Source organism: Burkholderia sp. PU8-34, assembly GCF_053427725.1.
Genome location: NZ_JBSAXC010000001.1, coordinates 394,882 through 416,917, shown reverse-complemented (window position 1 = coordinate 416,917; position 22,036 = coordinate 394,882). Strand labels below are relative to the sequence as shown.

General features: G+C 65.1%; 18 protein-coding genes. 17 read left to right on the top strand and 1 reads right to left on the bottom strand.

What is annotated here, in order from left to right; genetic code table 11:
- Positions 1-30: 30 nt before the first annotated feature.
- Positions 31-339, bottom strand: a complete 309-nt coding sequence (locus ACV22Z_RS01805) for an ArsR/SmtB family transcription factor (RefSeq protein WP_448074605.1) — start codon at positions 337-339, stop codon at positions 31-33.
- Between the two features lie 538 nt (positions 340-877).
- Here ACV22Z_RS01805 and ACV22Z_RS01800 point away from each other — a divergent pair.
- The 17 genes from ACV22Z_RS01800 (at position 878) to ACV22Z_RS01720 (ending at position 21,963) form a co-directional block, all read left to right on the top strand.
- Complete coding sequence (locus ACV22Z_RS01800) at positions 878-2,362, top strand: flavin monoamine oxidase family protein (protein ID WP_448074604.1); 1,485 nt, start codon at positions 878-880, stop codon at positions 2,360-2,362.
- Between the two features lie 10 nt (positions 2,363-2,372).
- Positions 2,373-3,029, top strand: coding sequence for a c-type cytochrome (locus tag ACV22Z_RS01795; RefSeq protein WP_448074603.1), 657 nt, complete (start codon positions 2,373-2,375; stop codon positions 3,027-3,029).
- A gap of 34 nt (positions 3,030-3,063) precedes the next feature.
- Positions 3,064-3,696, top strand: a complete 633-nt coding sequence (locus ACV22Z_RS01790; RefSeq protein ID WP_448074602.1) for a hypothetical protein — start codon at positions 3,064-3,066, stop codon at positions 3,694-3,696.
- A 139-nt stretch (positions 3,697-3,835) separates the two neighbouring features.
- Positions 3,836-4,468 (top strand): TetR/AcrR family transcriptional regulator, encoded by a 633-nt coding sequence (locus ACV22Z_RS01785; protein WP_448074601.1) that lies wholly within the window; start codon positions 3,836-3,838, stop codon positions 4,466-4,468.
- 309 nt (positions 4,469-4,777) lie between these two features.
- Positions 4,778-5,611, top strand: a complete 834-nt coding sequence (locus ACV22Z_RS01780; protein ID WP_448074600.1) for a phytanoyl-CoA dioxygenase family protein — start codon at positions 4,778-4,780, stop codon at positions 5,609-5,611.
- A gap of 17 nt (positions 5,612-5,628) precedes the next feature.
- The gene (locus tag ACV22Z_RS01775; RefSeq protein WP_448074599.1) at positions 5,629-6,042 is read left to right on the top strand and encodes a RidA family protein; all 414 of its coding nucleotides are present in this window, start codon (positions 5,629-5,631) and stop codon (positions 6,040-6,042) included.
- 379 nt (positions 6,043-6,421) lie between these two features.
- Entirely contained in the window at positions 6,422-7,786 is a 1,365-nt protein-coding gene (locus tag ACV22Z_RS01770; RefSeq protein ID WP_448074598.1) for a DUF1329 domain-containing protein, read from the top strand.
- A 76-nt stretch (positions 7,787-7,862) separates the two neighbouring features.
- Positions 7,863-9,704 (top strand): DUF1302 domain-containing protein, encoded by a 1,842-nt coding sequence (locus ACV22Z_RS01765; protein ID WP_448074597.1) that lies wholly within the window; start codon positions 7,863-7,865, stop codon positions 9,702-9,704.
- 62 nt (positions 9,705-9,766) lie between these two features.
- On the top strand, positions 9,767-12,127 hold the full coding sequence (locus ACV22Z_RS01760) for an efflux RND transporter permease subunit (protein WP_448074596.1): 2,361 nt from the start codon (positions 9,767-9,769) through the stop codon (positions 12,125-12,127).
- Positions 12,128-12,158: 31 nt separating this feature from the next.
- A complete protein-coding gene (locus tag ACV22Z_RS01755; RefSeq protein ID WP_448074595.1) occupies positions 12,159-13,124 on the top strand; it encodes a WD40/YVTN/BNR-like repeat-containing protein in 966 nt (321 codons plus the stop codon).
- Between the two features lie 87 nt (positions 13,125-13,211).
- Positions 13,212-14,690: a flavin monoamine oxidase family protein gene (locus tag ACV22Z_RS01750; protein WP_448074594.1), complete on the top strand. Its 1,479-nt coding sequence runs from the start codon at positions 13,212-13,214 to the stop codon at positions 14,688-14,690.
- The gene (locus tag ACV22Z_RS01745; protein ID WP_448074593.1) at positions 14,691-15,368 is read left to right on the top strand and encodes a c-type cytochrome; all 678 of its coding nucleotides are present in this window, start codon (positions 14,691-14,693) and stop codon (positions 15,366-15,368) included.
- 278 nt (positions 15,369-15,646) lie between these two features.
- Complete coding sequence (locus tag ACV22Z_RS01740; RefSeq protein ID WP_448074592.1) at positions 15,647-16,777, top strand: saccharopine dehydrogenase family protein; 1,131 nt, start codon at positions 15,647-15,649, stop codon at positions 16,775-16,777.
- A gap of 42 nt (positions 16,778-16,819) precedes the next feature.
- A complete protein-coding gene (locus tag ACV22Z_RS01735; RefSeq protein WP_448074591.1) occupies positions 16,820-18,373 on the top strand; it encodes a class I adenylate-forming enzyme family protein in 1,554 nt (517 codons plus the stop codon).
- Positions 18,374-18,406: 33 nt separating this feature from the next.
- Complete coding sequence (locus ACV22Z_RS01730) at positions 18,407-19,648, top strand: thiolase family protein (RefSeq protein ID WP_448074590.1); 1,242 nt, start codon at positions 18,407-18,409, stop codon at positions 19,646-19,648.
- A 69-nt stretch (positions 19,649-19,717) separates the two neighbouring features.
- The gene (locus ACV22Z_RS01725) at positions 19,718-21,061 is read left to right on the top strand and encodes an NAD(P)/FAD-dependent oxidoreductase (RefSeq protein WP_448074589.1); all 1,344 of its coding nucleotides are present in this window, start codon (positions 19,718-19,720) and stop codon (positions 21,059-21,061) included.
- Positions 21,062-21,288: 227 nt separating this feature from the next.
- Positions 21,289-21,963: a TetR/AcrR family transcriptional regulator gene (locus tag ACV22Z_RS01720; protein ID WP_448074588.1), complete on the top strand. Its 675-nt coding sequence runs from the start codon at positions 21,289-21,291 to the stop codon at positions 21,961-21,963.
- Positions 21,964-22,036: the final 73 nt, after the last annotated feature.

The following is a 22,036-nucleotide window of genomic DNA, read 5'->3' as shown; positions in this document are numbered from 1 at the left end:
GGTGAAGTCCCGCTGGCCGGTCCGGCCGGGTTAGAGTTCGCGGCGCAGCGCGTCGAGAAATGCGTCGATGACGGCTTCGTTGCGCTTGAAGAACGCCCACTGGCCGACGCGGGTCGATGTCACGAGTCCCGCACGCTGCAGTGTCGCGAGATGCGCGGATACCGTCGATTGCGACAGCCCGCAGCGCGCGTCGATCTGTCCCGCGCAGACGCCGTGGTCGAACGACAGCGTCTGTTCCGGGAAATGCGCGCCGGGCGTGCGCAGCCACTCGAGGATGTCCCGGCGGACAGGGTTCGCGAGCGCCTTGAGGATCGCGTCGATGTCGAGGTCGGTCGGCATTGGGAGGATTTCTTCAGGCAAAAGAGCATCGTCAATGTGCGAATCTTATATCGGATTTTGACGATATACACGAAGACACTGTTCGCAATGGGGGTGATAGCTGTCGACGTACAAAAAAGGCCCGCACTTTTCGGGAGGGCGCACATATGCAAAAAAGTGTCCGCACTAATACGGGCACGAATGGTGATATGGAATGTCCCTCTCGAAGATGGAGCCGCCGGTACGTGACCCGACACCGCCGGGCGCGCTCGCGCCCGGGAAGCGCGCGAGCCCGGCTTCGGAGGACCGGCCCGCAGCGTAGAGCGTGGCGGCGGCCGCTCGTGAAGAAAGGCAATCGTCAGGCGTCTGAAGACAGGGGAATACCCTGTCTTTTTTTTCGTCTCCTTATTTGGGTATCATGACCTATGTTTTGTATCATGTACTAGTTTAGGTTGTCGAGAAAGCCAGCGTGACGCCCCGACCCTGAGCAACCGTCTGTCGCGTACCGCCCCGATCGGTCGCTGACAGCATTTTCTTTTATAGTCCTAACGAAGAAGCTATGGCAAAGAAGTCTTCCCCAGACATCACGGCCGACATGCAGCGCAGGCAGTGGCTCAAGTACGCCGGCGCGTCGGCTGCCGTGGGCGGTCTTGCGCTGGCCGCCCGGCCGGCAAACGCGAGCGTCGCTGGCGCGGCGGGCATCCCGGGCGATGTGCTCGACGTGGTGATCATCGGAGCGGGGCTGGCCGGATTGACCGCCGCGCGAGACCTGCGTCTGGCCGGCTGCGAATCCTTTGTCGTCCTCGAAGCGCGAGACCGTGTCGGCGGCCGGACGCTCAATTACAGCGTGGGGGGCGGCTATGTCACGGAAGTCGGCGGGCAGTGGATCGGCCCCGGGCAGACGGCCGTGGCGGATCTCGCTCGCGAACTCGATGTCGGCACGTTCCCGAGCTACTACGACGGGAAGACGGTCATTCTCGGCGGCGATGGCCGAACGGAGGTCGACCTGAAGGGGACCTTCGGCACCGACGAGGCGATCGGGGCGAAGCTCAGCGCGCTGTCGCGGAACGTGCCGTCGGGCGCGCCGTGGACCTCGCCGCAGGTCGGCGAACTCGACAGGCTTTCGATGGGCGACTGGTTCGCGAAACAGGACATCAAGGCCGAAGACCGCATGGGCTGGAACACGTCGAGCCTGCTCTCCGGCGGGACCCTGCCGGCCAAAATGGGCCTCCTGCATTTTCTGTCGATGATCAATTCGGCCGATTGCGACTTTGCGCAACTCGATTCCATCAAGCACAGCGCGCAGGAAACCCGGTTCATCGGCGGCTCGCAAATCCTCAGCATCAAGCTGGCGCAGCAACTCGGCGACAAGGTGCGCCTGTCGACTCCGGTCCGCCGGATCACGGACTGGGATCGCGACGTCGTCACGCTGCTTACCGATCGTGCGGAGATCCGCGCCCGGAAGGTCATCGTGGCCATCCATCCGGCCTTGTGTCATCAGGTGCAGTTCAGCCCGTCGCTGCCGGACAAACGTGCGGCGCTGCAGCGCGCGTGGCCCGCGCATTCGCCGGCGCGGAAGACGGCGATGGTGTACCGCCGTCCGTTCTGGCGTGACAAGGGGCTGAACGGGCACATCTTCCAGTTCAACGGACCGATTCTCTGGGCCTACGACAACTCTCCGCCAGGTGGCGAGATCGGGATCATCAACGCGTTCATCGAGAACGCGATGGTCCCGTCGGAGCCGGATGCCGCGACGCGCATGCTGACGGAGCTTTACGCACAGGCGTGGGGCCGCGACGCATTGGCCCCGGTGTCTTACCACGATCACGACTGGGGCCGCGTCGACCCGTGGACGATCACGTGCGTGTCGGCGATCCCGCCGGGCTTCTGGAGCGCGCATGGCGACGCGCTGCGCCCGCCGTGCGGCAACCTGATCTGGTCGGGTACCGAGACCGCGACCATCTGGGCCGGTTACATGGATGGCGCCGTACGTTCGGGCCATCAGGGTGCGCTTCAGGCGCTCAATGCACTGCGTCGCGCATAGGAGAGCAATGATGAAAAAACTCGCAGTGCTCTCCGTCGCGGGCATCGCCATTGCGCTGCTCGTCAGCTTCGGCCCCAGCCTCGTCGATCTCTATCGCCTTCAGCGGTACGCGACGACATCGGCCGAGGCCTACGAGGCCGACGGCGGCGCGTGGCCGCACCTGACCGACGTGTGCATGGGCTGTCACGGCGTGAAGGGTACGTCGCTCCATCAAGGCTATCCGAGCCTGGCCGGGCAGCCGGCCCAATACGTGGCGGCTCAGCTCCATGGCTTTGCGAGCGGACAACGGGCGAATCCGAACATGGCCCCGCTTGCGATGACGTTGAGCGACGCCGACATCAAGGCCCTGTCCGATTACTACGCGAGGCAGCCGGCCACCGGGAACCGCTTCTTCAAGCCGGATCCCCGATTGCAGGCACGTGGTGAGGGACTGGTGAAGGGCGGCACCTGCGCCGCGTGTCACGGCGCGCAGCTGATGGGTCAGGGCCAGTTCCCGCGGCTCGCCGGGCAGGGGTACGACTACCTCGTGAAGCAGCTCGACGCGTTTGCCGCCGGCACGCGCAGCGAGGCCACCGGCGCAATGAAGAACCTCGCTTCGGCGATGTCGCCGGAAGACCGCAAGGCGATCGCCAGCTATCTGGCGAGTGTCAATCCGGCGAAAGAATGATGAATCGTACGCAACCGGTTTCAGGAGTCTAGTCATGGATCTCAGATCAGCCAGTCTTTGTTGTTCCGCCGCCTTGTTGGCATTGACCACGGGCATCTATGGTTTGAAGTTCGTCAGGAAGCGAAACTACCTGCTTGGGTTCGAGTGGTGGATCGTGACGTTTTCGGCCTCGAATGCGTTGGTATTCTTTGTGACCGGCTCGCCGTTTTCCTACGGTATCTCGCATTTCCTGGACGCATTTTCCAGAGGGTTCGGCATGCCGGTTGTCGCCGTTGCCGGCCTGATGGCAGTGACGCACCACTACAAGCCCTCGGTTCGTCAGGACGTGATCCTGTTCGGGATCGCCACCATCGGCACGATCGTCCTCGTGACCACCGATTTCCTGGACGGGATCCTGCCGTACTTCTACGTTGCGATGTGGACGGCACTGGCGATCTATCTCGCGTACTTTGTCAGACGGCTGCTCCGCGCGGGCGAGACGTTCCATGCGCTGACCACGATCGTCGCTTTGGTAGGTTCGCTGGCCATTGCCTGCATCTACGACTTCTACAGGATACCGGGCGAGGCGACCAACATCGTGTTCAACTTCTACGTGCTTGCGCTGGTCACGTGGTCGTACTTCTGTGCGTCGATCTACTACGCCTATTGCGCGCTGGAGCGCGCGTAAGCCAGATGGAGCGTGTCGAAGAGGGGCGAACGTTGCGAAAACCGCCATCGTCGTATCGTGAAAGAATAGCGGTCCTGATCATGGTGGGAGGCGATCGATGCACGGCGGATCGCCGCTGGCGGCAACGGGGTTCGCGCCCATGAGGCCGGCACGCCTGACGAGGGCGCAGCGCAGGAACCAGACGCGCGAGCGTCTGCTGAGTGCCGCGCAGCTGGTCTTCTCGAAGAAGGGATGCGTCGCGGCGAGCGTCGAGGATATCGCTGCGGCGGCCGGCTATACGCGCGGCGCGTTCTACTCGAATTTCGGCGACAAGGCGGAGCTGTTGCTCGAACTGCTCAAGCGCGATCACGACGAGGTCGAGACGGCGCTGCGGCGGATCGTCGACGCGGGCGGCACGCGCGACGAGATGGAGAGGGCGATGCTCGCGTACTACCGGCAACGCTATCGCCGCCACGAGCCGTTCCTGCTGTGGATGGACGCGAAGCTGCTGGCGGTGCGCGATTCGCAGTTCCGCGCGCATTTCGACGCGCTCCTGCAGGAAAGGCACGACCCGATGACGGCCTGTCGCCGCGCGTTCGCGGCACGCGCCGGCGTGCCGCTGTCGCTGCCCGCCGAGGCGCTGGCGCTCGGCCTGATGGGGCTGTGCGACGGTGCGCAGTCCTGTCGTGCGGACGATCGTGCGGCAGATTCTCGGTGCGTGGCCGACGAGTTGATCGACGCGGTCCTGGCCGGCTTCCTCGCAAATGCGGTGTTCAAGCGTGCGCCCGATTGACGGGGCGCGGTGTCGTGAATTCGGCTCGGCGGATGGCAGGAGCGTTGGGACGCAAGTGAACGGTTGAAGCCGTGTCCGTGTGTCAATCGTCCGACTTGAACGGATGCTTCCGGTCGTCTGCATGAGCCGGCGTCGATGGTGTGCCCCTCCTGTGTGGAGATCCGGGGCAGGACAGGGAAGGGAATACCCTGTTCATTTTTCTGTTTTTGTTTTTGTCATCATGACCTAACATTTGCAACATGTTCTACTAAAGACTCGGCCGGAAGCGTCCCCGACCCGGTTGCCATTTGACGAATCAGGAGATCTGCAATGGATGAATCCAAACGCAAGGCTTTTGCCGAGGATGGTGCTGTTCTCATCGAAGGCCTTCTCAATGAAGAACAACTGGCCCAGTGCCGGGAGGCATTCGACTGGGGCATCGAAAACCCCGGACCGATGGCCGCCAGTCTCCTCGACGGCACCGAGTACAAATCGCACAACGACAACGCGAACCCGTACGCGAAGGAGCGGCTCGACGCGCTGGTCGGAATGCTGCCGTTCGGCCAGCTGTTTGCCGACCTGTGGGGTTCGAAGCACATCTGGTATTTCGCCGAGGAGCTGTTCCTCAAGAACGGCGGCAAGAGCGCGCGTTCGCCGTGGCACCAGGACACGTCGTACCTGCCGTGGGAGGGGATGCACTTCGGCAACGCGTGGATCAGCTTCGAGGCCGTCCCGAAGCGCAATGCGCTCGAGATCGTCCGCGGCTCGCACCGCGGCATCCGCCACGACGGCACCACGTTCCAGAACGCCGAGGACCCCACCGATCCGCTGCACGGCGGCGACGTCTGGCCGCGGCTGCCGGACATCGAAGCCGAGCGCCGCGCCGATCCGGACGCTTACGACATCGTTTCGTGGGCGACGAAGCCGGGCGACGTGCTGCTGCTGCACCCTGGCGTGCTGCATGGCGGCGGCGTGGTCGATGCCGAATTCCCGGATCGCCACACGCTCGTGTTGCGCTTCTTCGGCGACGACGCGGTTTTCAGCCCGCTGCCCGAGCAGAGCATGTCGGGCTTCACGCCGGCGGGCGTCCTGTTCGTCGAGGAACTGGCGTCGCTGAAGGCCGGCGATCCGTTCCGCGCACCCTGTTTCCGTCAACTCGTCTGATCAAAGAGGTTCCTGACATGGCATCCACCAACAAACGGCAATCGATCGTCCCGCCCCCGTTCCAGGCGTGGTACGACGCATATCATTTCTCGCCGGCGACCCGCGTGGGCGACACGATCTGGGTATCCGGCCAGGTCGGCATCGGCGCGGACATGCAGCCCGCCAATGGCGTGCAGGCGCAGGCCCGGATCGCGTTCGAGTGCCTGAAGGGCATTCTCGAAGCGGCTGGGGCGAGCCTTGCCGACGTCGTCGAACTGACGACCTTCCACACGAATCTGCAGGGCGACACCGAGGCGTTTGCGGCGGTCAAGGACGCGTACTTTCCGGACCGCTACCCGTCGTGGACTGCGGTCGGGGTGACGCAGCTTGCGCTGCCCGGCCTGTGCGTCGAGATTCGGGCGGTGGCGGTGGCCGGGTCCGGCAGCGCCTGAGCCTGCCGCGCACTGCCGCTTTTGAGGCAGCGCGGCTGGCGCGGCATCCGCGGAGGAGACGCATCGAGGCTGCCGCAGCCAGTCGGCCATTACCCGTTGCACGAACGCCGTTGCACACCGTCGCGATCTCGTGCTGACAGACGGAGCGCCTATGAAGTGAAACCCGTTTTCGGACAGAGTGCAGTACTCGTCGACAAATATCGTAGTCCTGAGCATGTCGATCGAAGTGCAGCGAGGGCCGCGGTCACTCGCGTCGCGATCCGCCGGGATACGGAAGCACGCAGTCGGCCAGTGGCGTAGTCGGGTAGCCAGCAATCGAAATGAAATGAACGCGTTTCGTCCGTTACCGGCGATTGAACGCGGAATCGGAAGGAGAACCATGATGAGGAAGCACACAATCGGAGCCATGTCCGCGATCGCGGCGGCGTTGTTGGTCGTGGCTGGAGGCGCTGTCGCAGACGACCTCACGCCGGCAGGCGCGGAACGCGGGGCGAGCAAGGATGGCGCCGTGCCGGCCTTTGCCGGGCGGCAGGCGCCGCAGTCCGGCTGGGAGTACGGCAAGTTTCGCGGCGACTTCTGGAAGCACAGGAACGAGAAGCCGCTGTACTCGATCGACGCCGCCAATGTCGACAAGTACGCGAACATGCTGTCGGCGGGGCAGATCGCGCTGATCAAGCAACAGAAGGGCTACCGGATGGACGTCTACCCGTCGCACCGCGAATGCCAGTTGCCGGACGCCGTCGAACAGAACTCGAAGGCGAACCTGACCGCGGCGAAGCTTGCGTCGAACGGTGAAACGGTGCAGTCGGCGGTTCTGCCGGGTGTGGCGTTTCCGCAGCCTAAGAACGGCGCCGAAGCGATCCTGAACTACGAAGACCGTTATCGGGGAGAAGGCATCGAATGGCCGCTGGATGTCACGACCATCTCGCCGCGCCCGGGCAGCAGCGAGTGGATCGACGCGATCGGCCCGCAAGTCTTCTTTTTCCCGTCGGGCAAGCAGGGCAAGAGCTCGCCGCAGGATGTCGACCAGCTCAGCCTCGCCGCGTACTTCACGGCCAATTCGCCGGCCGCGCTGGCGGGCCAGGCGTTCGTGCAGCGCCAGTATTTCGACAAGATATCGGAAACGTACTACTACTTCCCCGGGCAGCGGCGCGTAAGACGCATGCCGGCCTACACGCACGACGCACCGCTGATCGGCTTCGAGAACCAGTACCTGATCGACGAAGCCAACATGTTCAACGGCTCGATCGACCGGTTCAACTGGAAGCTGGCGGGCAAGAAGGACATGATCGTGCCGTACAACGCGTTCGGCATGTACGACTTCGACGCGAAGCTGCACGACGTGGCGACGCCGAACGGCATTGCTGCCAAGCATCGCCGTTACGAAGTGCATCGCGTGTGGATCGTCGAGGCGACGGTCAAGCCGTCTGCACGCCACGTCGCGTCGAAGAAGGTGTTCTATCTGGACGAGGACAGCTGGCTCGCGCTCGTCGGCGAGGACTATGACGCTCAGGGCAAGCTGTGGAAGATGCGCGAGAGCTACCCGATCCCGGTGTATGAGCTGGGCGGCACCTGCGACAACGAGCCGTTCGTGCAGTACGACCTGCTCAACGGGCGTTACGTGCTCGATTCGTCGCCGATCGGTCAAGGCAAGGACATTCGCTGGTACGAGAAGGTCGACGATCCGCGCTTCAAGTCCGACTTCTTCACGGCGGAATCGCTGCGGTCGGTCAGCGAACGCTGAATGTCGCTGGATAAATAGAAAAGAGCCGGCGCGCGCGAACGCGCCGTCGGCATCCGGGTTTGGATGAGGTGGGGCAATGAAGGCGAAGACGATAGTTAGACATACTACGGTTTCGATTGCCGTGCTGGGTGCGGCGACCTCGACCGCGTACGGCTACGAGTTCACGATGGGAGACGGCGCTGTCCAGGGTTCGTGGGTGACCAACCTGACGGCCGGCGCCGGGATCCGGACCAAGAGCCCGAGCTGCTCGCTCACCGGCGATCCGAACGCATACGGCTGCGGCGCGGCGGCCAACACGAACCAATGGGGCTTTGCCGACAACGGCGACCTGAACTACCGCAAGGGGCAGGCGTTCAGCACTTACATCGGCGCGACCAGCGAGCTGCTGCTGAAGATGCCGGGCGAGGGGCTCAAGTTCATGGTTCGCGGCACGGGGATGTACGACTTCCTCGCGAAGGACACGGCGAGAACGCCGCTGTCGAGCACCGCGGCCGCGCAGGTCGTCTATAACGCGCAACTGCTCGACCTGTGGGGCGAGAAGGATTTCACGATCGGCGGACGCAACGCGCACGTGCGGCTCGGCAACCAGGTGATCAACTGGGGCGAGAGCATGTTCGCGCAGGGCGGCATCAACGCGACCAACTCGCTCGATGTCCAGAAGCTGCTGATTCCCGGTTCGCAGCTCAAGCAGGCGCTGCTGCCGGCGCCGATGCTGAGCTTTGCCGCGGACCTGTCGCACGGGTTCAGCACCGAGGCCTACTACCAGTTCCAGTGGAACGGCAACCGCTACCCGCCGGTCGGCACGTTCTGGTCGACCACGAACAGCCTCGGCCGCGGCGCGGAGCCGCTGACGATCAACACGAACAACCTCAACGTGGCGGGCCCGAGCGCGGGGACGATTGCGAACGCGATCGGGCCCGGCGCAGCCGGCAATCAGGATACGCTCAACGCGATCAGGAACGGGCTCGTGAACGGCGCATTCGCGGGGCCGCCGTTCAACGACATCGGACTGCCGGTCACGACGACCCTGCCCGCGAAGTACCGGCCGCAGTTCGGCGTGAAGTTCAACTACTCGCCGCGTTCGTTCGATGCGAACTTCGCGTTCTACTACGAGAACTATACGGACAAGTCCCCGGTGCTGGCGTCGCTGGCCAACGGCACCGAGCAGTGGTCGTATCTCGGCAGCCGCCAGCTGTTCGGCGTCAGCGCGAACTTCGGGCTCGGGCCCTGGGCGATCGGCACCGAACTGTCGTACCGGCCGCGCGACGCGGTCGCGCTGTCGAGCTGCTATGGCGCGGGCGGCCCGCTGGACCTGAACACGAACGGCGTCGCGGGGATCAACTGTCAGCAATGGGTCGACAAGAAGAAATTCCAGTACGACATCAACGGCCTGCTGGCGCTGACGCGCAGCGAGTATCCGTTCCTGAGGCTGCTCGGCGCGGATTCGGCAGCGCTCACGTGGGAACTGACGTGGATCTACTACCCGGGCCTGAGCTCGAGCGGCGTCACGCGCACGATCAACGGGCAGACGGTCACGCAGGTGCCGCAGGCCGGCTACTTCCCGTGGCTGAACAACAACTCGGGGCTCGGCTATCCGATCGGGAAGGCGCAGGGCACGTCGAGTTCGGTGGGCGCGACGATCGATTTCAACTGGACCTATGACGGCACGCTGATTCACGGCTGGCAAGTGACGCCCGGCATCACGTTCTCCGACGGCCTCTACGGCTACACGCCGACGCTGACGGCGAACTACCTGCAGGGCGCGAAGTCGGTGAACCTCTACGTGCTGTTCAACCAGAATCCGCCGAAGTGGCAGGCGGGCATCAACTTCACGACGTTCTTCGGCGGGCACAACTCGGTCGGGCAGCCGTATGCCGATCGAAATTTCGTCGGGGTGTTCGTCACCCGGAACTTCTGACGGGTGACCCGGGGATAGACGGCGCACACCGTGCGCCACAGAAAACTTGAAGAGGTAGTGTCGTGCTCAATCGTCTAGTCAGCCGTCTGGAAAGACTTTTCTTCGGTCATCGCGCGATCGTGCTCGCCGTGATCGGCCTGTTCACTGCAGCGATGGCGGTGTTCGCGGTGCAGCTGCGCATGGACGCGGGCTTCGAGAAGCAGATGCCGATCGGCCATGAATACATCCGGACGTTCCAGACATACCGGAACGATCTGCTCGGTGCGAACCGGATCACCGTTGTCGTGCGGGCTCGCAAGGGTTCGATCTGGACGCCGGAAGGACTGACGCGGTTGTACAAGGTGACCCAGGCCGTGACGTACCTGCCGAACGTCGACCGGATCGGGGTGCGTTCGCTGTGGACGCCGAACGCATTCGTCAACGAAATCACCGACGAGGGATTTCGTGCGGAGCCGGTCATCGCGGGCACGATCACGCCCGACCAGCTGACGCCGCAGATCGTCGAGCAGATTCGCCGGTCGACGACGCTCGGCGGTTATGTCGGCACGCTCGTGTCGCACGACGAAGACAGCGCGATGATCACGGCCGAACTGAACGAGCGGGATCGCGCGGGCAAGGTGCTCGACTATGTCGCGTTCAACCATCTGCTCGAACAGCAGATCCGCAAACCGTTCGAGGATGCCGGCTACGATATCCAGATCATCGGCTTCGCGAAGCAGATCGGCGACATCGCCGACGGCGCGACCGCCGTGCTCGGCTTCTGCGGAGTGGCGCTGCTGCTCACCGCGCTCGCCGTCTACTGGTATTGCCATTCGCTGCGCTTCACGGTGCTGCTGATTTTCTGCTCGCTGACGTCGCTGGTCTGGCAGTTCGGCACGCTGAAGCTGCTGGGCTTCGGTCTCGATCCGCTCGCGGTGCTGGTGCCGTTCCTGGTGTTCGCGATCGGCGTGTCGCACGGCGTGCAGCAGGTCAATTTCATCGTGCGCGAGATTGCGCACGGGCATAGCTCGTACGACGCGGCGCGCCATAGTTTCAGCGGTCTGCTGATTCCCGGCGTGCTGGCGCTGATCACCGCATTCGTGTCGTTCATCACGCTGCTGCTGATTCCGATTCCGATGGTGCGCGAGCTCGCGATCACGGCGTCGCTGGGCGTTGCGTACAAGATCGTGACGAATCTCGTGCTGCTGCCGGTCGCCGCTTCCTGCTTCAACTTCGGGAAGACCTACGCGGACAGCGCGCTGAAGCGCGGCGAACGGCGCGCGGCGTGGCTGCGCGGGCTGGCGCGGGTCGCGCAGCCGAAGTATGCAGGCGCAACCGTCGCGCTGACCTTGGCAGTGTTTGCGCTCGCGGCATGGCAAAGCCGCGACCGCGTGATCGGCACGCTGCAGCCGGGCGCGCCGGAACTGCGTGCGGATGCGCGCTTCAATCGCGACGCGACGTCGATCGCCGGCAACTACGACATGGGCCTCGACTGGCTGACGGTCGCGATCGAGTCGAGCGGCAAGGCGTGCGACAACCCGGCGGTCGGCCTCTATGAAGACGACTTCGCGGCCGCGATGCGGACGGAGCCGGGCGTCGTGTCGGTGCAGTCGTACTCGGGGATGCTGCGCACTTACGGCCAGGGCTACAACGAGGACTATCCGAAGATGAACGTCGTGCCGATCGACCCTGAGAACTACGGGGCAGTGTCGGTGGACGTCGGCCGCGTGAAGGGCTTCATGAACCACGATTGCGGGATGACGGCCGTCCACCTGTTCCTGACCGACCACAAGGCGACGACGATCAACCGGATTCTCGACGACGTGAAGCAGTACCGTGCAGCGCACGTGTTCCCGGGCATCAGCGTTCGTCTTGCGGCAGGCAATGCGGGCGTGCTTGCGGCCACCAACGAAGAGGTCGCGCGCAGCGAACTGCCGATGATGCTGTACGTGTACGCCGCGATCCTGATTCTCGTGTTCCTCGCGTACCGCGACTGGCGCGCAATGCTCGCGTGCTGCGTGCCGTTGTCGGTCGCGACCTTCATTGGCTACTGGTTCATGAAGGAATTGCAGATCGGGCTGACGGTGGCGACGCTGCCGGTGATGGTGCTGGCCGTTGGCATCGGCGTCGATTACGCGTTCTACATCTACAACCGGCTGCAGGTTCATCTCGCGGGCGGCCAGCATATCGTGAAGGCGGTGCAGCACGCGATGCTCGAAGTGGGCGTGGCGACGATCTTCACGGCGATCACGCTGGCGATCGGCGTGGCGACATGGAGCTTTTCGGCGCTGAAATTCCAGGCCGACATGGGCAAGCTGCTGGCGTTCATGTTCCTCGTCAATCTGTTGATGGCGATGACGGCCTTGCCGGCGCTGGCGTCCGTGCTGGAGCGCTGGTTCCCGCGCCGCACGCCGGCGCGCGCACCGGGCCTGTTCAGCCACTGACGCTCACGCACATCCTGAAAGAGACTCAGCCATGATCAAGACTCTTGTTGCCTGTACCGCACTCTGTGCTGCCGCAGCAGCGTTTGCGCAATCCCAGGGAACGGTCGCGGACTGGGCCGCGATGCCGGCTCACGTGTGGGCCGCGCCGACCCGTTTGATGCTGACCGACGCGACGCGCGCGGCCAAGCGCATCGTCGCCGTCGGCGAGCACGGCGTGATCCTGCTGTCGGACGACGATGGAAAGACCTGGCGTCAGGCCCGTAGCGTGCCGGTCTCCGCGACGCTGTCGGCCGTCACGTTTGCCGATGCCGAGCGTGGCTGGGCGGTCGGCCAGTGGGGCGTGATTCTCGCGACTCACGACGGCGGCGAAACGTGGGTGAAGCAGCGCATCGACACCTCGGTCGATCAGCCGCTGTTCTCCGTGAACTTCACGAACGAGCGGGACGGGATCGCGGTTGGGCTGTGGTCGTTGCTGCTGCAGACCCATGACGGCGGCAAGACGTGGGCCAGGACGACCTTGCCGAAGCCGCCAGGCGGCGGCAAGGCGGACCGCAACCTGTACCACGTGTTCGACGATCGCCACGGCGCGCTCTACATCGCCGCGGAGCAGGGGACGGTGCTCAAGTCGACCGACGGCGGCGCGAACTGGAGCTATCTGCAGACGGGTGGCAAAGGCTCGTTGTGGGCGGGTGTGGCGATGCCCGACGGCAGGATCGTGGTCGGCGGCCTGCTCGGCAGCCTGTTCCAGAGCAGCGACGGCGGGGCCAGTTGGTCGCCGCTGAACACCGAAACGAAGAGTTCGATCACCGATCTCGTCGCGACCGGGAGCGGGTTACTCGGCGTCGGGCTCGATGGTCTGGTGATGAAGCAGCGCGCAGGCGGTACGTCGTTCGAGGTCGCGCAGCGTCCGGACCGCGCGACGCTGACCGCGGCACTGGTCGATGCGACCGGCAAGCCGCTGCTGTTTTCACAGGATGGCGTGCTGGATGCTCACTGATCGCGGTCGTTTCTGCGACGATCATTCAATCATCCTGAAAAGTGAAGAGAAAGAGAAGAACCGAAGAAAGTTACTGGAGTGGCAAAGATGGATCGGAAACTCAAACCGGATGCACCGACCCGGCGTCAGCTCCTTCGCCTCGCGGCGGTGGGTGCCGTGTCGCTGGCCGCGGGAGAGGTCTCGCTGGCGGAGGGGGCCGTCACGGCAACCGCGGACCGCGACGTGCTGGATGTCGCGATCATCGGGGCCGGCTTGGCGGGACTGACCGCCGCGCGCGACCTGAGCCGAGCCGGCTGCGATTCGTTCGTCGTGCTGGAGGCGCGCAACCGTGTCGGCGGGCGTACGTACAACCACGATCTTGGGCATGGCGTCGTGTCGGAAGCAGGCGGCCAGTGGATCGGCCCCGGCCAGACCGCCATCGCCGACCTCGCGCGCGAGCTCGAGGTCGATACCTTCCCGACCTGGTACACCGGGAGGACCATCATTCTGGCGGGGGACAGCCGGGTCGCCCAGGATCTTCACGGCGGCACCGGTGGCGACGAAGCGATCGGCGCGAAGCTCGGCGAACTGGCGCGCGGCGTACCGTCCGCCGCACCGTGGAAAGCGCAACGGGCGGCGGAACTCGACAAGCTCACGTACGGCGAATGGCTGGCGCAGCAGGGCGTGAAATACGAGGACGGGTATTTTCTCGGCCTGGCCGCGAAGCTGTCGCTCGGCGGGGCGCCGGCGCAGCTCGGTCTGCTGCATTACCTGTCGGTGATCAACAGCGCCGGCTGCCGATACGACCAGCTCGAGTCGATCAAGGGCGGCGCGCAGGAAACGCGCTTCGTCGGCGGCTCGCAAATCCTGTCGATCAGGATGGCAAAGCAGCTAGGCGACAAGGTGCGCCGGTCCTGCCCGGTACGCAAGATTTCCGGATGGGATCGCGACGTCGTCGAGCTGCGGACCGATTGCGGTGTCGTGCGTGCGCGCCGCGTGATCCTCGCGCTGAATCCGGCCCTGTGCAACCAGATCGTCTTCGACCCGCCGCTGCCCGAAGGGCGCGCGCAGCTGCAGCGGCGCTGGCCCGCGAATGCGCCGATGCGCAAGACGGTGCACGTCTATGAGCGGCCGTTCTGGCGTGATGACGGCTACTGCGGCCAGATTTTCCAGGTCGGCGGCCCCGTGTTCCTCGCGTATGACAACTCGCCGCCGGACGGTTCGGTCGGCGTGCTGAGCGCGTTCGTCGCGCCGGGCGCGCTGCCCGCCGAGCCCAGGGCAGCCGAGCGGACGCTATCGGCCACCTACGCGAAGGCGTTCGGCGACAAGGCGCTGCATCCGAAGCAGTTCCACGACTTCGACTGGGGCCGCGTCGATCCGTGGACGCTGCAGTGCATCCATCCGTTGCCGGCTGGTTTCTGGACGAAATGGGGCAAGTTCTTGCAGCCCGAGGTGGGCCGGCTGATCTGGTCGGGAACCGAGACCGCCGACATCTGGGCCGGCTCGATGGACGGCGCCGTGCGCTCGGGGCACCGGGCCTCGTTACAGGCGCTGGGCAATCTGGCACAACGCAGCGTGGAGGGGTGAATGAGGCGCGCAATGATCATCGGTGCTGTCGCGGCGATCGCGGGATTGGCCGGCGCAGGCGTGCTCTACGGGCAGGACATCCTGGACGGCATGCGTTTCGAGAGGGCGATGAGCCGGATCGGCGCGGCAGGCAACGCGAATGCCGGCCCGTGGCCGCAGCCGCAGGAGACCTGCTTCTTCTGTCACGGTGCGCGCGGCCAGTCGCTCAATTCATGGTACCCGGCGCTTTCCGGCCAGCCTGAACCCTATCTCGCGGCGCAATTGCGCGCGTTCGCGTCGGAGCAGCGCCACAACCCGTACATGGGGCCGCTTGCCCGGGACCTCGACGACGGGCAGATCAACGGGTTGGCCGCCTATTTCGCGCAGCAGACGCCGACCCGGAACGAGGACGTCGCCGTCGACGCTGCGCTCGCAAAACGCGGAATGGCGGTGATCAAGGCGCGCAGCTGCCAGGCCTGCCACGGCGAGACGCTGCTGGGCAAGGATCAGGTGCCGCGTCTCGCGGGCCAGGGCGAGGCCTATCTGGCGAACCAGCTTGCCGCGTTCAAGACCGGCGAGCGCCATGACCCGACCGGCGCGATGAATGCCATGGCCGCCACGCTGTCGGACGACGATGTCCGGGCAGCGGCCCACTACCTCGCCAGTGTCTCGCCCGGGCGCACGGATAACGGCGGTTAGAGGGCAGTTGGAAGGCGGTCGCGGAGACGTCGCAGAACAGGGAATACCCTGTCTTTTTCTTCGCTTCTATTTTTGTCACTATGACCTATGTTTTGTAATGTGTTCTAGTAAATGACGTGAGCCGGAAGGCACACCTGTCGCAAGTGAATTTGACGACGTTGTTCAGGTTCGCGAAGCGCATCCGGTCGGCACGGGCCGACCGGCGTGCGACGCGATGCCGACATCGACTCATGTTTGATGACCCGATTTGCAACCACTCGAGTTTCAGGAGACACACCATGGCTAAGCACCCCGTCGTCGTCTATGGCGCAAGCGGCTACACCGGCATGTTGATCATGGATTGGCTGATCGACCAGAACATTCCGTTCACGGCCGTCGCGCGCAACGCTGGCCGCGCGAAGGACATGATGGCGCAGCGCGTCGTGCGCCTCGAATCGGCAGACTACGAAATCATCGAAGCGGAACACGACGTCGATTCGCTCGTCGAGGCATTCCGTGGCGCGAAGGTGGTGTGCAACACCGTCGGACCGTTCTCCAATTTCGGGCTCGTCGCCGTCGAAGCGGCGCTCAAGGCCGGCTGCCATTATCTCGACACCACCGGCGAGCAGTCCTACATCCGCAACGTGCGCGACCAGTTCGGCGAACTGTATCGGCAGGCCGGTCTGCTGGTGTCGTCGTCGAATGCGTACATGTACACGTTCGCCGAAATCGCCGCCGAGCTGGCGCTCGAGACGCCCGGCGTCGATGCGCTGGAAACCGCGACGCTGACGCGCGGCCCGCGCGGTGCGGCGGGAGTGAGCGTGGGCTCGACGGCGACGATCTTCGACGGCTCCCGCCACGAATCCTGCTACCTGTGGGAGAAGAAGCTCACTCCGCACGCGCCGGATGCGTCGTTCACCGTCGCCGCGCCCGAGTTCATGCAGCCGGTGTTCTGCCTGCCGTGGGGCGGCACGTCGCTGCCCGTCTACTTCGAGCGCGATCCGCGCGTGCGCAGCTGCATCTCGTGCGTGGGCTTCTACGACAACAACGTGATGCAGCTCGTGCACCAGTTCGGGCAGAAATGGGAAGCCGAATACAAGCACCTGCCGCGCGAGCACCAGGACGCGATCCTGAAGCAAGTCGTCGATTCGACCACGCCGACGATGCCGCCGCGCGAACGCACGACGATCCAGCGCAGCGTCGATTTCGCGATCGGCCGCGGCCAGCTCGCGTCGGTGCGCGCGACCGTGCACGGGATCACGCCGTACATCTCGACCGGCGCCATCCATGCGGCCGGCGCGATCAAGCTCCTCGACGGCGAAACCGCGAAGGTCGGCTTCGCATCCGGATCGAAGGCATTCGGACATCGCTACCTGCTCGGGTTCCTCGAGCAGCGCGGGCTCGCGCGCGCGACCGTGACTCAGCTGTGATGCACGTCGCCGATCCGGTACAGACTCAAAGGACAACGACACATGGCAATCATTGATTTCTTCGACCGCGGGTGGCGCATCAACCCGCATGGCGCTGCCTATATCCAGGACGAGCGCAGCTTCTCGTTCCAGGAGATCGGCGAGCTGTCCTGCCGCGTCGCCAACGCGTTGCTGGCCGGGGGATTCGCAAAGGAAGCGAAGGCCGCCGTCTGGTCGGACAACGACGTCACGGGCTGGGGCTGCGCGCTGGGGCTATGGCGTGCCGGGTTGGCATACATCCCGATCAACGGGCGCAGCACACCCGCCGAGAACCAGTACGTGCTCGATGCGTTCGACTGCGAGGCGCTGTTCTTCCAGCAAGCGTTCGCGCCCGCGATCGACGCACTGCGCGCCAGCCTGCCGAAGGTGAAGCTGTGGGTGTGCATCGACGCCGACCTGCCGTGGGCGCCGTCGCTGGCGACCTGGAGCGCGGGCCAGCCTTCGACGATCCCGCGTGTCGCTTGCGACATGGACGACGTCGTGACGCTTTCGGCGACGGGCGGGACGACCGGTTTGCCGAAAGGCGTGATGAACACGCACCGCTCGTTCCAGACGTACTTCGCGCAATTCATGATGGCGTGCCCGTACGGCGCGCAGCGCCCGGTGAACCTTGCCGCCGCGCCGATGACGCATACCGCGGGGATGATGTCGCTGCCGTGCACCGCGCGTGGCGGCACGGTGGTCGTGCTGCCGAAGCCCGATCCCGCGCTGCTGCTCCGCGCGATCGCGACGCACCGGGTCACCGAGTTGTTCCTGCCGCCGACGGTCATCTACCGGCTGCTCGACATCCCCGGCATCGAGAAGCAGGATTTCTCGTCGCTCAAGTATTTCCTGTACGGCGCCGCGCCGATGTCGGTGGAAAAGCTCAAGCGCGCAATCGAGGTATTCGGCCCGGTGATGGCCGGCGGCTACGGGCAGACGGAAGCGCCGGCGTCGATCGCCAACCTGACGCCGGCGGAGCATTTCGTCGGCGGCAAGCTGGCGTCCGACGAGCGGCTGTCGTCGGTCGGCCGTCCGAATCCGCTGATTCGTGTCGAGATCCTGAACGACCGCGGCGACGTGTTGCCGCAGGGTGAGACCGGTGAAATCTGCGTGCGTGGCGACCTCGTGATGAAGGGCTATTACAACGCGCCGGACAAGACTGCCGACACGATCGTCGACGGCTGGCTGCATACCGGCGACATCGGCCATCTCGATGCCGAAGGCTATCTGCACATCACCGACCGCAAGAAGGACATGATCATCAGCGGCGGCTTCAACGTGTACCCGAGCGAGGTCGAGCAGGTGATCTGGGCGCACCCGGCGGTTCAGGACTGCGCGGTGATCGGCGTGCCCGACGACAAGTGGGGCGAGGCGGTGAAGGCGGTCGTCGAGCTCAATGCCGGCCAGAGCGTGAGCGCCGACGAACTTGTCGCGCTGTGCAAGGAGAAGCTCGGCTCGGTCAAGACGCCGAAGAGCGTGGACTTCGTCGCCGCGCTGCCGCGCAGCACGGTCGGCAAGGTGTTGAAGAAGGACCTGCGCGAGCAGTACTGGCAGGGTCAGCAACGCAGGATCTGAGTCCCGTTACCCGTTACCTACGAACGACACACCATGAGCAACATCTATATCGCCGGCATCGCCATGACGGTGTTCGGCCGGCACGTCGAGCGCAGCCTCGACGATCTCGCGGGCGAAGCGCTGCGCGGCGCGTTGCAGGATGCCGGCTGCGGCGCCGACGCGATCGGCGCGGCGTTCTACGCAGGCATCACCAACGGACAGCTTCAGGGCCAGTTGTCGATCCCGGGGCAGGTCGTGTTCAGCAAGATCGGGATCGACGGCATTCCGGTGTTCAACGTCGAGAACGCGTGCGCGTCCGGCAGCACGGCCGTGCATCTGGCGATCCAGCATCTCCGGGCGGGTGCCGGCGACGTCGCGCTGGCGCTCGGCGCGGAAAAGATGAACGTCGAGGACAAGGCGAGATCGCTCGCGTTGTTCGAGTCGGGATGGGACGTGTCCCGCGTCGACGAGAACTTCGCGACGCTCGCGAAGATGGGCGAAGGCATCGAGCCGCCTCCCGGATCGGAATCCGACAGGCCGTACAGCCGGTTCATGGCGATCTATGCGGCGATGTGCCGATATCACATGAAGACGTACGGCACCACGCAGCGCCAGATCGCCGCAGTATCGTCGAAGAACCATCTGCATTCGGTATACAACCCGCATTCGCAGTTCCGCAAGGCTTTCACGATCGACGAAGTGCTCGCCGCGCCGCCGATCACCTATCCGATCACGCTGCCGATGTGCGCGCCCGTGACGGACGGTGCGGCCGCCGCGATCCTTTGCACCGACGAAGGACTGCGGCGCATCGGCGCCGATCGCAGCCGCTGCATCCGGATCGCGGCGAGCGTGGTCCGCAGCTTCACGCATCGGCGCATCGACGAGCCGGAGAAGAACATCAGCCGCCTGGCCGCGCGGCAGGCTTACGAACAGGCTTCACTGGAGCCGAAGGACATGGACGTCGCCGAGGTGCACGATGCGTCGGCGATGGGCGAGATCATCCAGGCCGAAAACCTCGGGCTGGTGCCGCACGGCCAGGGCGGCCCGGCTGCGGAGCGCGGCGAGTTCACGCTCGGCGGGCGCATCCCGATCAACACGTCCGGCGGCCTCGAATCCAAGGGGCACCCGCTCGGCGCGACGGGCATCGGTCAGCTATACGAACTGGTGACGCAGCTGCGCGGGGAGGCCGGCGCGCGGCAGGTGCCCCGCGCACGTCATGCGATCCAGGAGAACGGCGGCGGATTGCAGGGCGTCGAAGAGGCGGCGCTTGCGATCCATATCCTGAGCAAGGACTGACGGAGGCCAGCATGGTCGAGGGGCCGGACGTGAAGCAGGACCCTTGCCCGCTGGGCGGAGGAATTCAAAATGAATGCAGCGCTGGAAAAGTACCGCTCTCTGGGCGGCTGGATCGAAAAGCCGGATGATCCGCAACCGCCGCTCGACGGCGACATCGACGCGGACGTCGTGGTCGTCGGCGCCGGCTTCGCCGGCTTGTCTACCGCGCTCGAACTCGCGGCGCGCGGCGCGAACGTGGTGATCCTCGAACGCGAATTCGCGGGCTTCGGCGCAAGCGGGCGCAACGCGGGCTATCTCGCTGGCGGCCAGGGGCTCGAATTCGACCTGTTCGTCAAGCGCGTGGGCCGCGAGCAGGCGAAACAGATCGTCGGCTTCTACGACGAGGGCGTCGCCTACGTCGAGCGCAAGCTCGCCGAATACGGCATCGACTGCGACTACACCGCGTCGGGGATCATTCGCGCGGGCGTGCATCTGTCCCACGAGGAGAAGCTGCGCGAGAGCATGCGGATCGGCGTCGAGCTCGGCTCTCCCGCGCAGTTCCTGGACCACGCCGCAATGCGCGCGCGCGGCATTCCGCCGGCGTTCCTGTTCGGTTGCTACAGTCCGGCGGGCGGCACGCTGGACCCCGGCAAGTACGTGACGGGATTGCGGCGCGCGGCGCTCCGGGCGGGCGTGAAGATCTACGAGAGCACGGCGGTACGGTCCTGGGCGGACGGGCCGGTCGTCAGCGTGCAAACCGGGCGTGGTTGCGCACGCGCACCGTTCGTCGTGCTCGCCACCAATGCGTATACGCCGCAGCTCGGACTGCTCGACGACAAGGTGATGCCGCTGCGCGTGTCGGCGATCGAGACCGAACCGCTGTCCGCGGCGCAACTGGCGTCTCTCGGCTGGCCGCGGCGCGAAGGCATCGTGACCTCGCACTTCACGATGGAAAGCCATCGCCTGACGGCGCGCAACACGCTCGTGCTGACGACGAAGCGGCTGCACTACGTGTATGGCGCGCAGACGCCGAACGTGCGGGACGACGCGGCGTATCGAGCGCTGATGAACGCGCTGTGCGACCGCTTCCCGACGTTGGGCGGGCTCGCGATCCGGTCGTGCTGGAGCGGCTATATCTCGTTCGCGGGCGACGCACTGCCGGTTGTCGGCGAGACCGGAACCCACCGGAACATTCTCTACACCGCCGGGTGTTCGGGGCACGGCGTCGGCACCCAGTCGCTGATGGGCCACCTGCTCGCGGAACGGATTCGTGGCGCCGAGCACCCGCTGCTTTCGGCGCTGCGCCACAAGACGCCGTCGACACTGCCCGAGCCGTTGCGATGGTGTGCGATCAATTCGCTGCTGGGCATCGCGAACCTGCTCGACGACCGCGTGAACCGCAAGGCGCGCGCGGTCGCCGTGCGAACGGAATGACGGTGGGCACACCTAAGGCATCGTCGATCGACGCACTCGAGCGGGACCCTGCGGCGGACCGGATCCCGCTTCGTCGCAAAGGAGGAATCCGCGCCCGGACGGACCGGCCGCGCATAAGCCGGTTGATGGAAAATGAGACTGGCATCGGGTATAGTCATCTGCGCCCGGCGAAATGCGGGCGCGATTACTTCGACGAGGCCGTAACGCCCAACTGATGACGGAAAGCGATGACAGTGCCTATTGAGCAGCGCAGCAGCAGGAAACGGCGCACATCGAGCGCAGCACCCGCAGCAAACGGTACGGACGGCTTGCGGGCCCAGGGCTTGCGTACACGCAACACCATCGTTCGCGTGGCGAGAAAACTGCTGCTCGAAGGCGGCCCGCTGGATTTCTCGCAGCGCGCGGTCGCGCAGGCGGCGGGCATCAGCGTCAGCAACCTCCAGTATTACTTCCCGACACGGCTGGCCGTATTGCGGGCGGTCATCGAGCCCGTCATCGACGCGTACCTGGACGACCTGAAGCGCGCGGTCGACGGCAGCACGTCGCCCGGCGACACGCTCGAGCTGCTGATGGAGCGGGCGGTCCGCGACGCGAAGGATGCCAAGGGCACCGCGCTGTGGTCGCACTTCGTATCGTTCGCGTCGGCCGATGCCGAGTGCGGCCGGTTGCTCGACGACTGGTACGACACGCTGACGCGCGAGCTCGCGCAGCTCGTGCGTGCCGCCAATCCGGAGTGCAGCGCGGCCGACAGCCGGCACGTCGCCACGCTGCTGATCGCGATGGCCGACGGGCTCGCGCTTCAGTTCGGCACGGGGCGCCATACGCAGGCGCTCGATGCGCGATTCATGGAAACTGCGCATTACCTCGTGTACGGGAAGGCGCCGAACGCCAGAAGCAAGTAGCAGCGAAATACCGCGGCGGCATCCGGAACAGACAGGGGAATACCCTGTCTTTTTTTTCCTTTATGTGTTTGTC

What these genes read in the sequence shown, in the direction of transcription:
- ACV22Z_RS01805 (WP_448074605.1), bottom strand. Translation starts at nt 339, where the DNA reads ATGCCGACCGACCTCGACATCGACGCGATCCTCAAGGCGCTCGCGAAC.
- ACV22Z_RS01800 (WP_448074604.1), top strand. Translation starts at nt 878, where the DNA reads ATGGCAAAGAAGTCTTCCCCAGACATCACGGCCGACATGCAGCGCAGG.
- ACV22Z_RS01795 (WP_448074603.1), top strand. Translation starts at nt 2,373, where the DNA reads ATGAAAAAACTCGCAGTGCTCTCCGTCGCGGGCATCGCCATTGCGCTG.
- ACV22Z_RS01790 (WP_448074602.1), top strand. Translation starts at nt 3,064, where the DNA reads ATGGATCTCAGATCAGCCAGTCTTTGTTGTTCCGCCGCCTTGTTGGCA.
- ACV22Z_RS01785 (WP_448074601.1), top strand. Translation starts at nt 3,836, where the DNA reads ATGAGGCCGGCACGCCTGACGAGGGCGCAGCGCAGGAACCAGACGCGC.
- ACV22Z_RS01780 (WP_448074600.1), top strand. Translation starts at nt 4,778, where the DNA reads ATGGATGAATCCAAACGCAAGGCTTTTGCCGAGGATGGTGCTGTTCTC.
- ACV22Z_RS01775 (WP_448074599.1), top strand. Translation starts at nt 5,629, where the DNA reads ATGGCATCCACCAACAAACGGCAATCGATCGTCCCGCCCCCGTTCCAG.
- ACV22Z_RS01770 (WP_448074598.1), top strand. Translation starts at nt 6,422, where the DNA reads ATGATGAGGAAGCACACAATCGGAGCCATGTCCGCGATCGCGGCGGCG.
- ACV22Z_RS01765 (WP_448074597.1), top strand. Translation starts at nt 7,863, where the DNA reads ATGAAGGCGAAGACGATAGTTAGACATACTACGGTTTCGATTGCCGTG.
- ACV22Z_RS01755 (WP_448074595.1), top strand. Translation starts at nt 12,159, where the DNA reads ATGATCAAGACTCTTGTTGCCTGTACCGCACTCTGTGCTGCCGCAGCA.
- ACV22Z_RS01750 (WP_448074594.1), top strand. Translation starts at nt 13,212, where the DNA reads ATGGATCGGAAACTCAAACCGGATGCACCGACCCGGCGTCAGCTCCTT.
- ACV22Z_RS01745 (WP_448074593.1), top strand. Translation starts at nt 14,691, where the DNA reads ATGAGGCGCGCAATGATCATCGGTGCTGTCGCGGCGATCGCGGGATTG.
- ACV22Z_RS01740 (WP_448074592.1), top strand. Translation starts at nt 15,647, where the DNA reads ATGGCTAAGCACCCCGTCGTCGTCTATGGCGCAAGCGGCTACACCGGC.
- ACV22Z_RS01735 (WP_448074591.1), top strand. Translation starts at nt 16,820, where the DNA reads ATGGCAATCATTGATTTCTTCGACCGCGGGTGGCGCATCAACCCGCAT.
- ACV22Z_RS01730 (WP_448074590.1), top strand. Translation starts at nt 18,407, where the DNA reads ATGAGCAACATCTATATCGCCGGCATCGCCATGACGGTGTTCGGCCGG.
- ACV22Z_RS01725 (WP_448074589.1), top strand. Translation starts at nt 19,718, where the DNA reads ATGAATGCAGCGCTGGAAAAGTACCGCTCTCTGGGCGGCTGGATCGAA.
- ACV22Z_RS01720 (WP_448074588.1), top strand. Translation starts at nt 21,289, where the DNA reads ATGACAGTGCCTATTGAGCAGCGCAGCAGCAGGAAACGGCGCACATCG.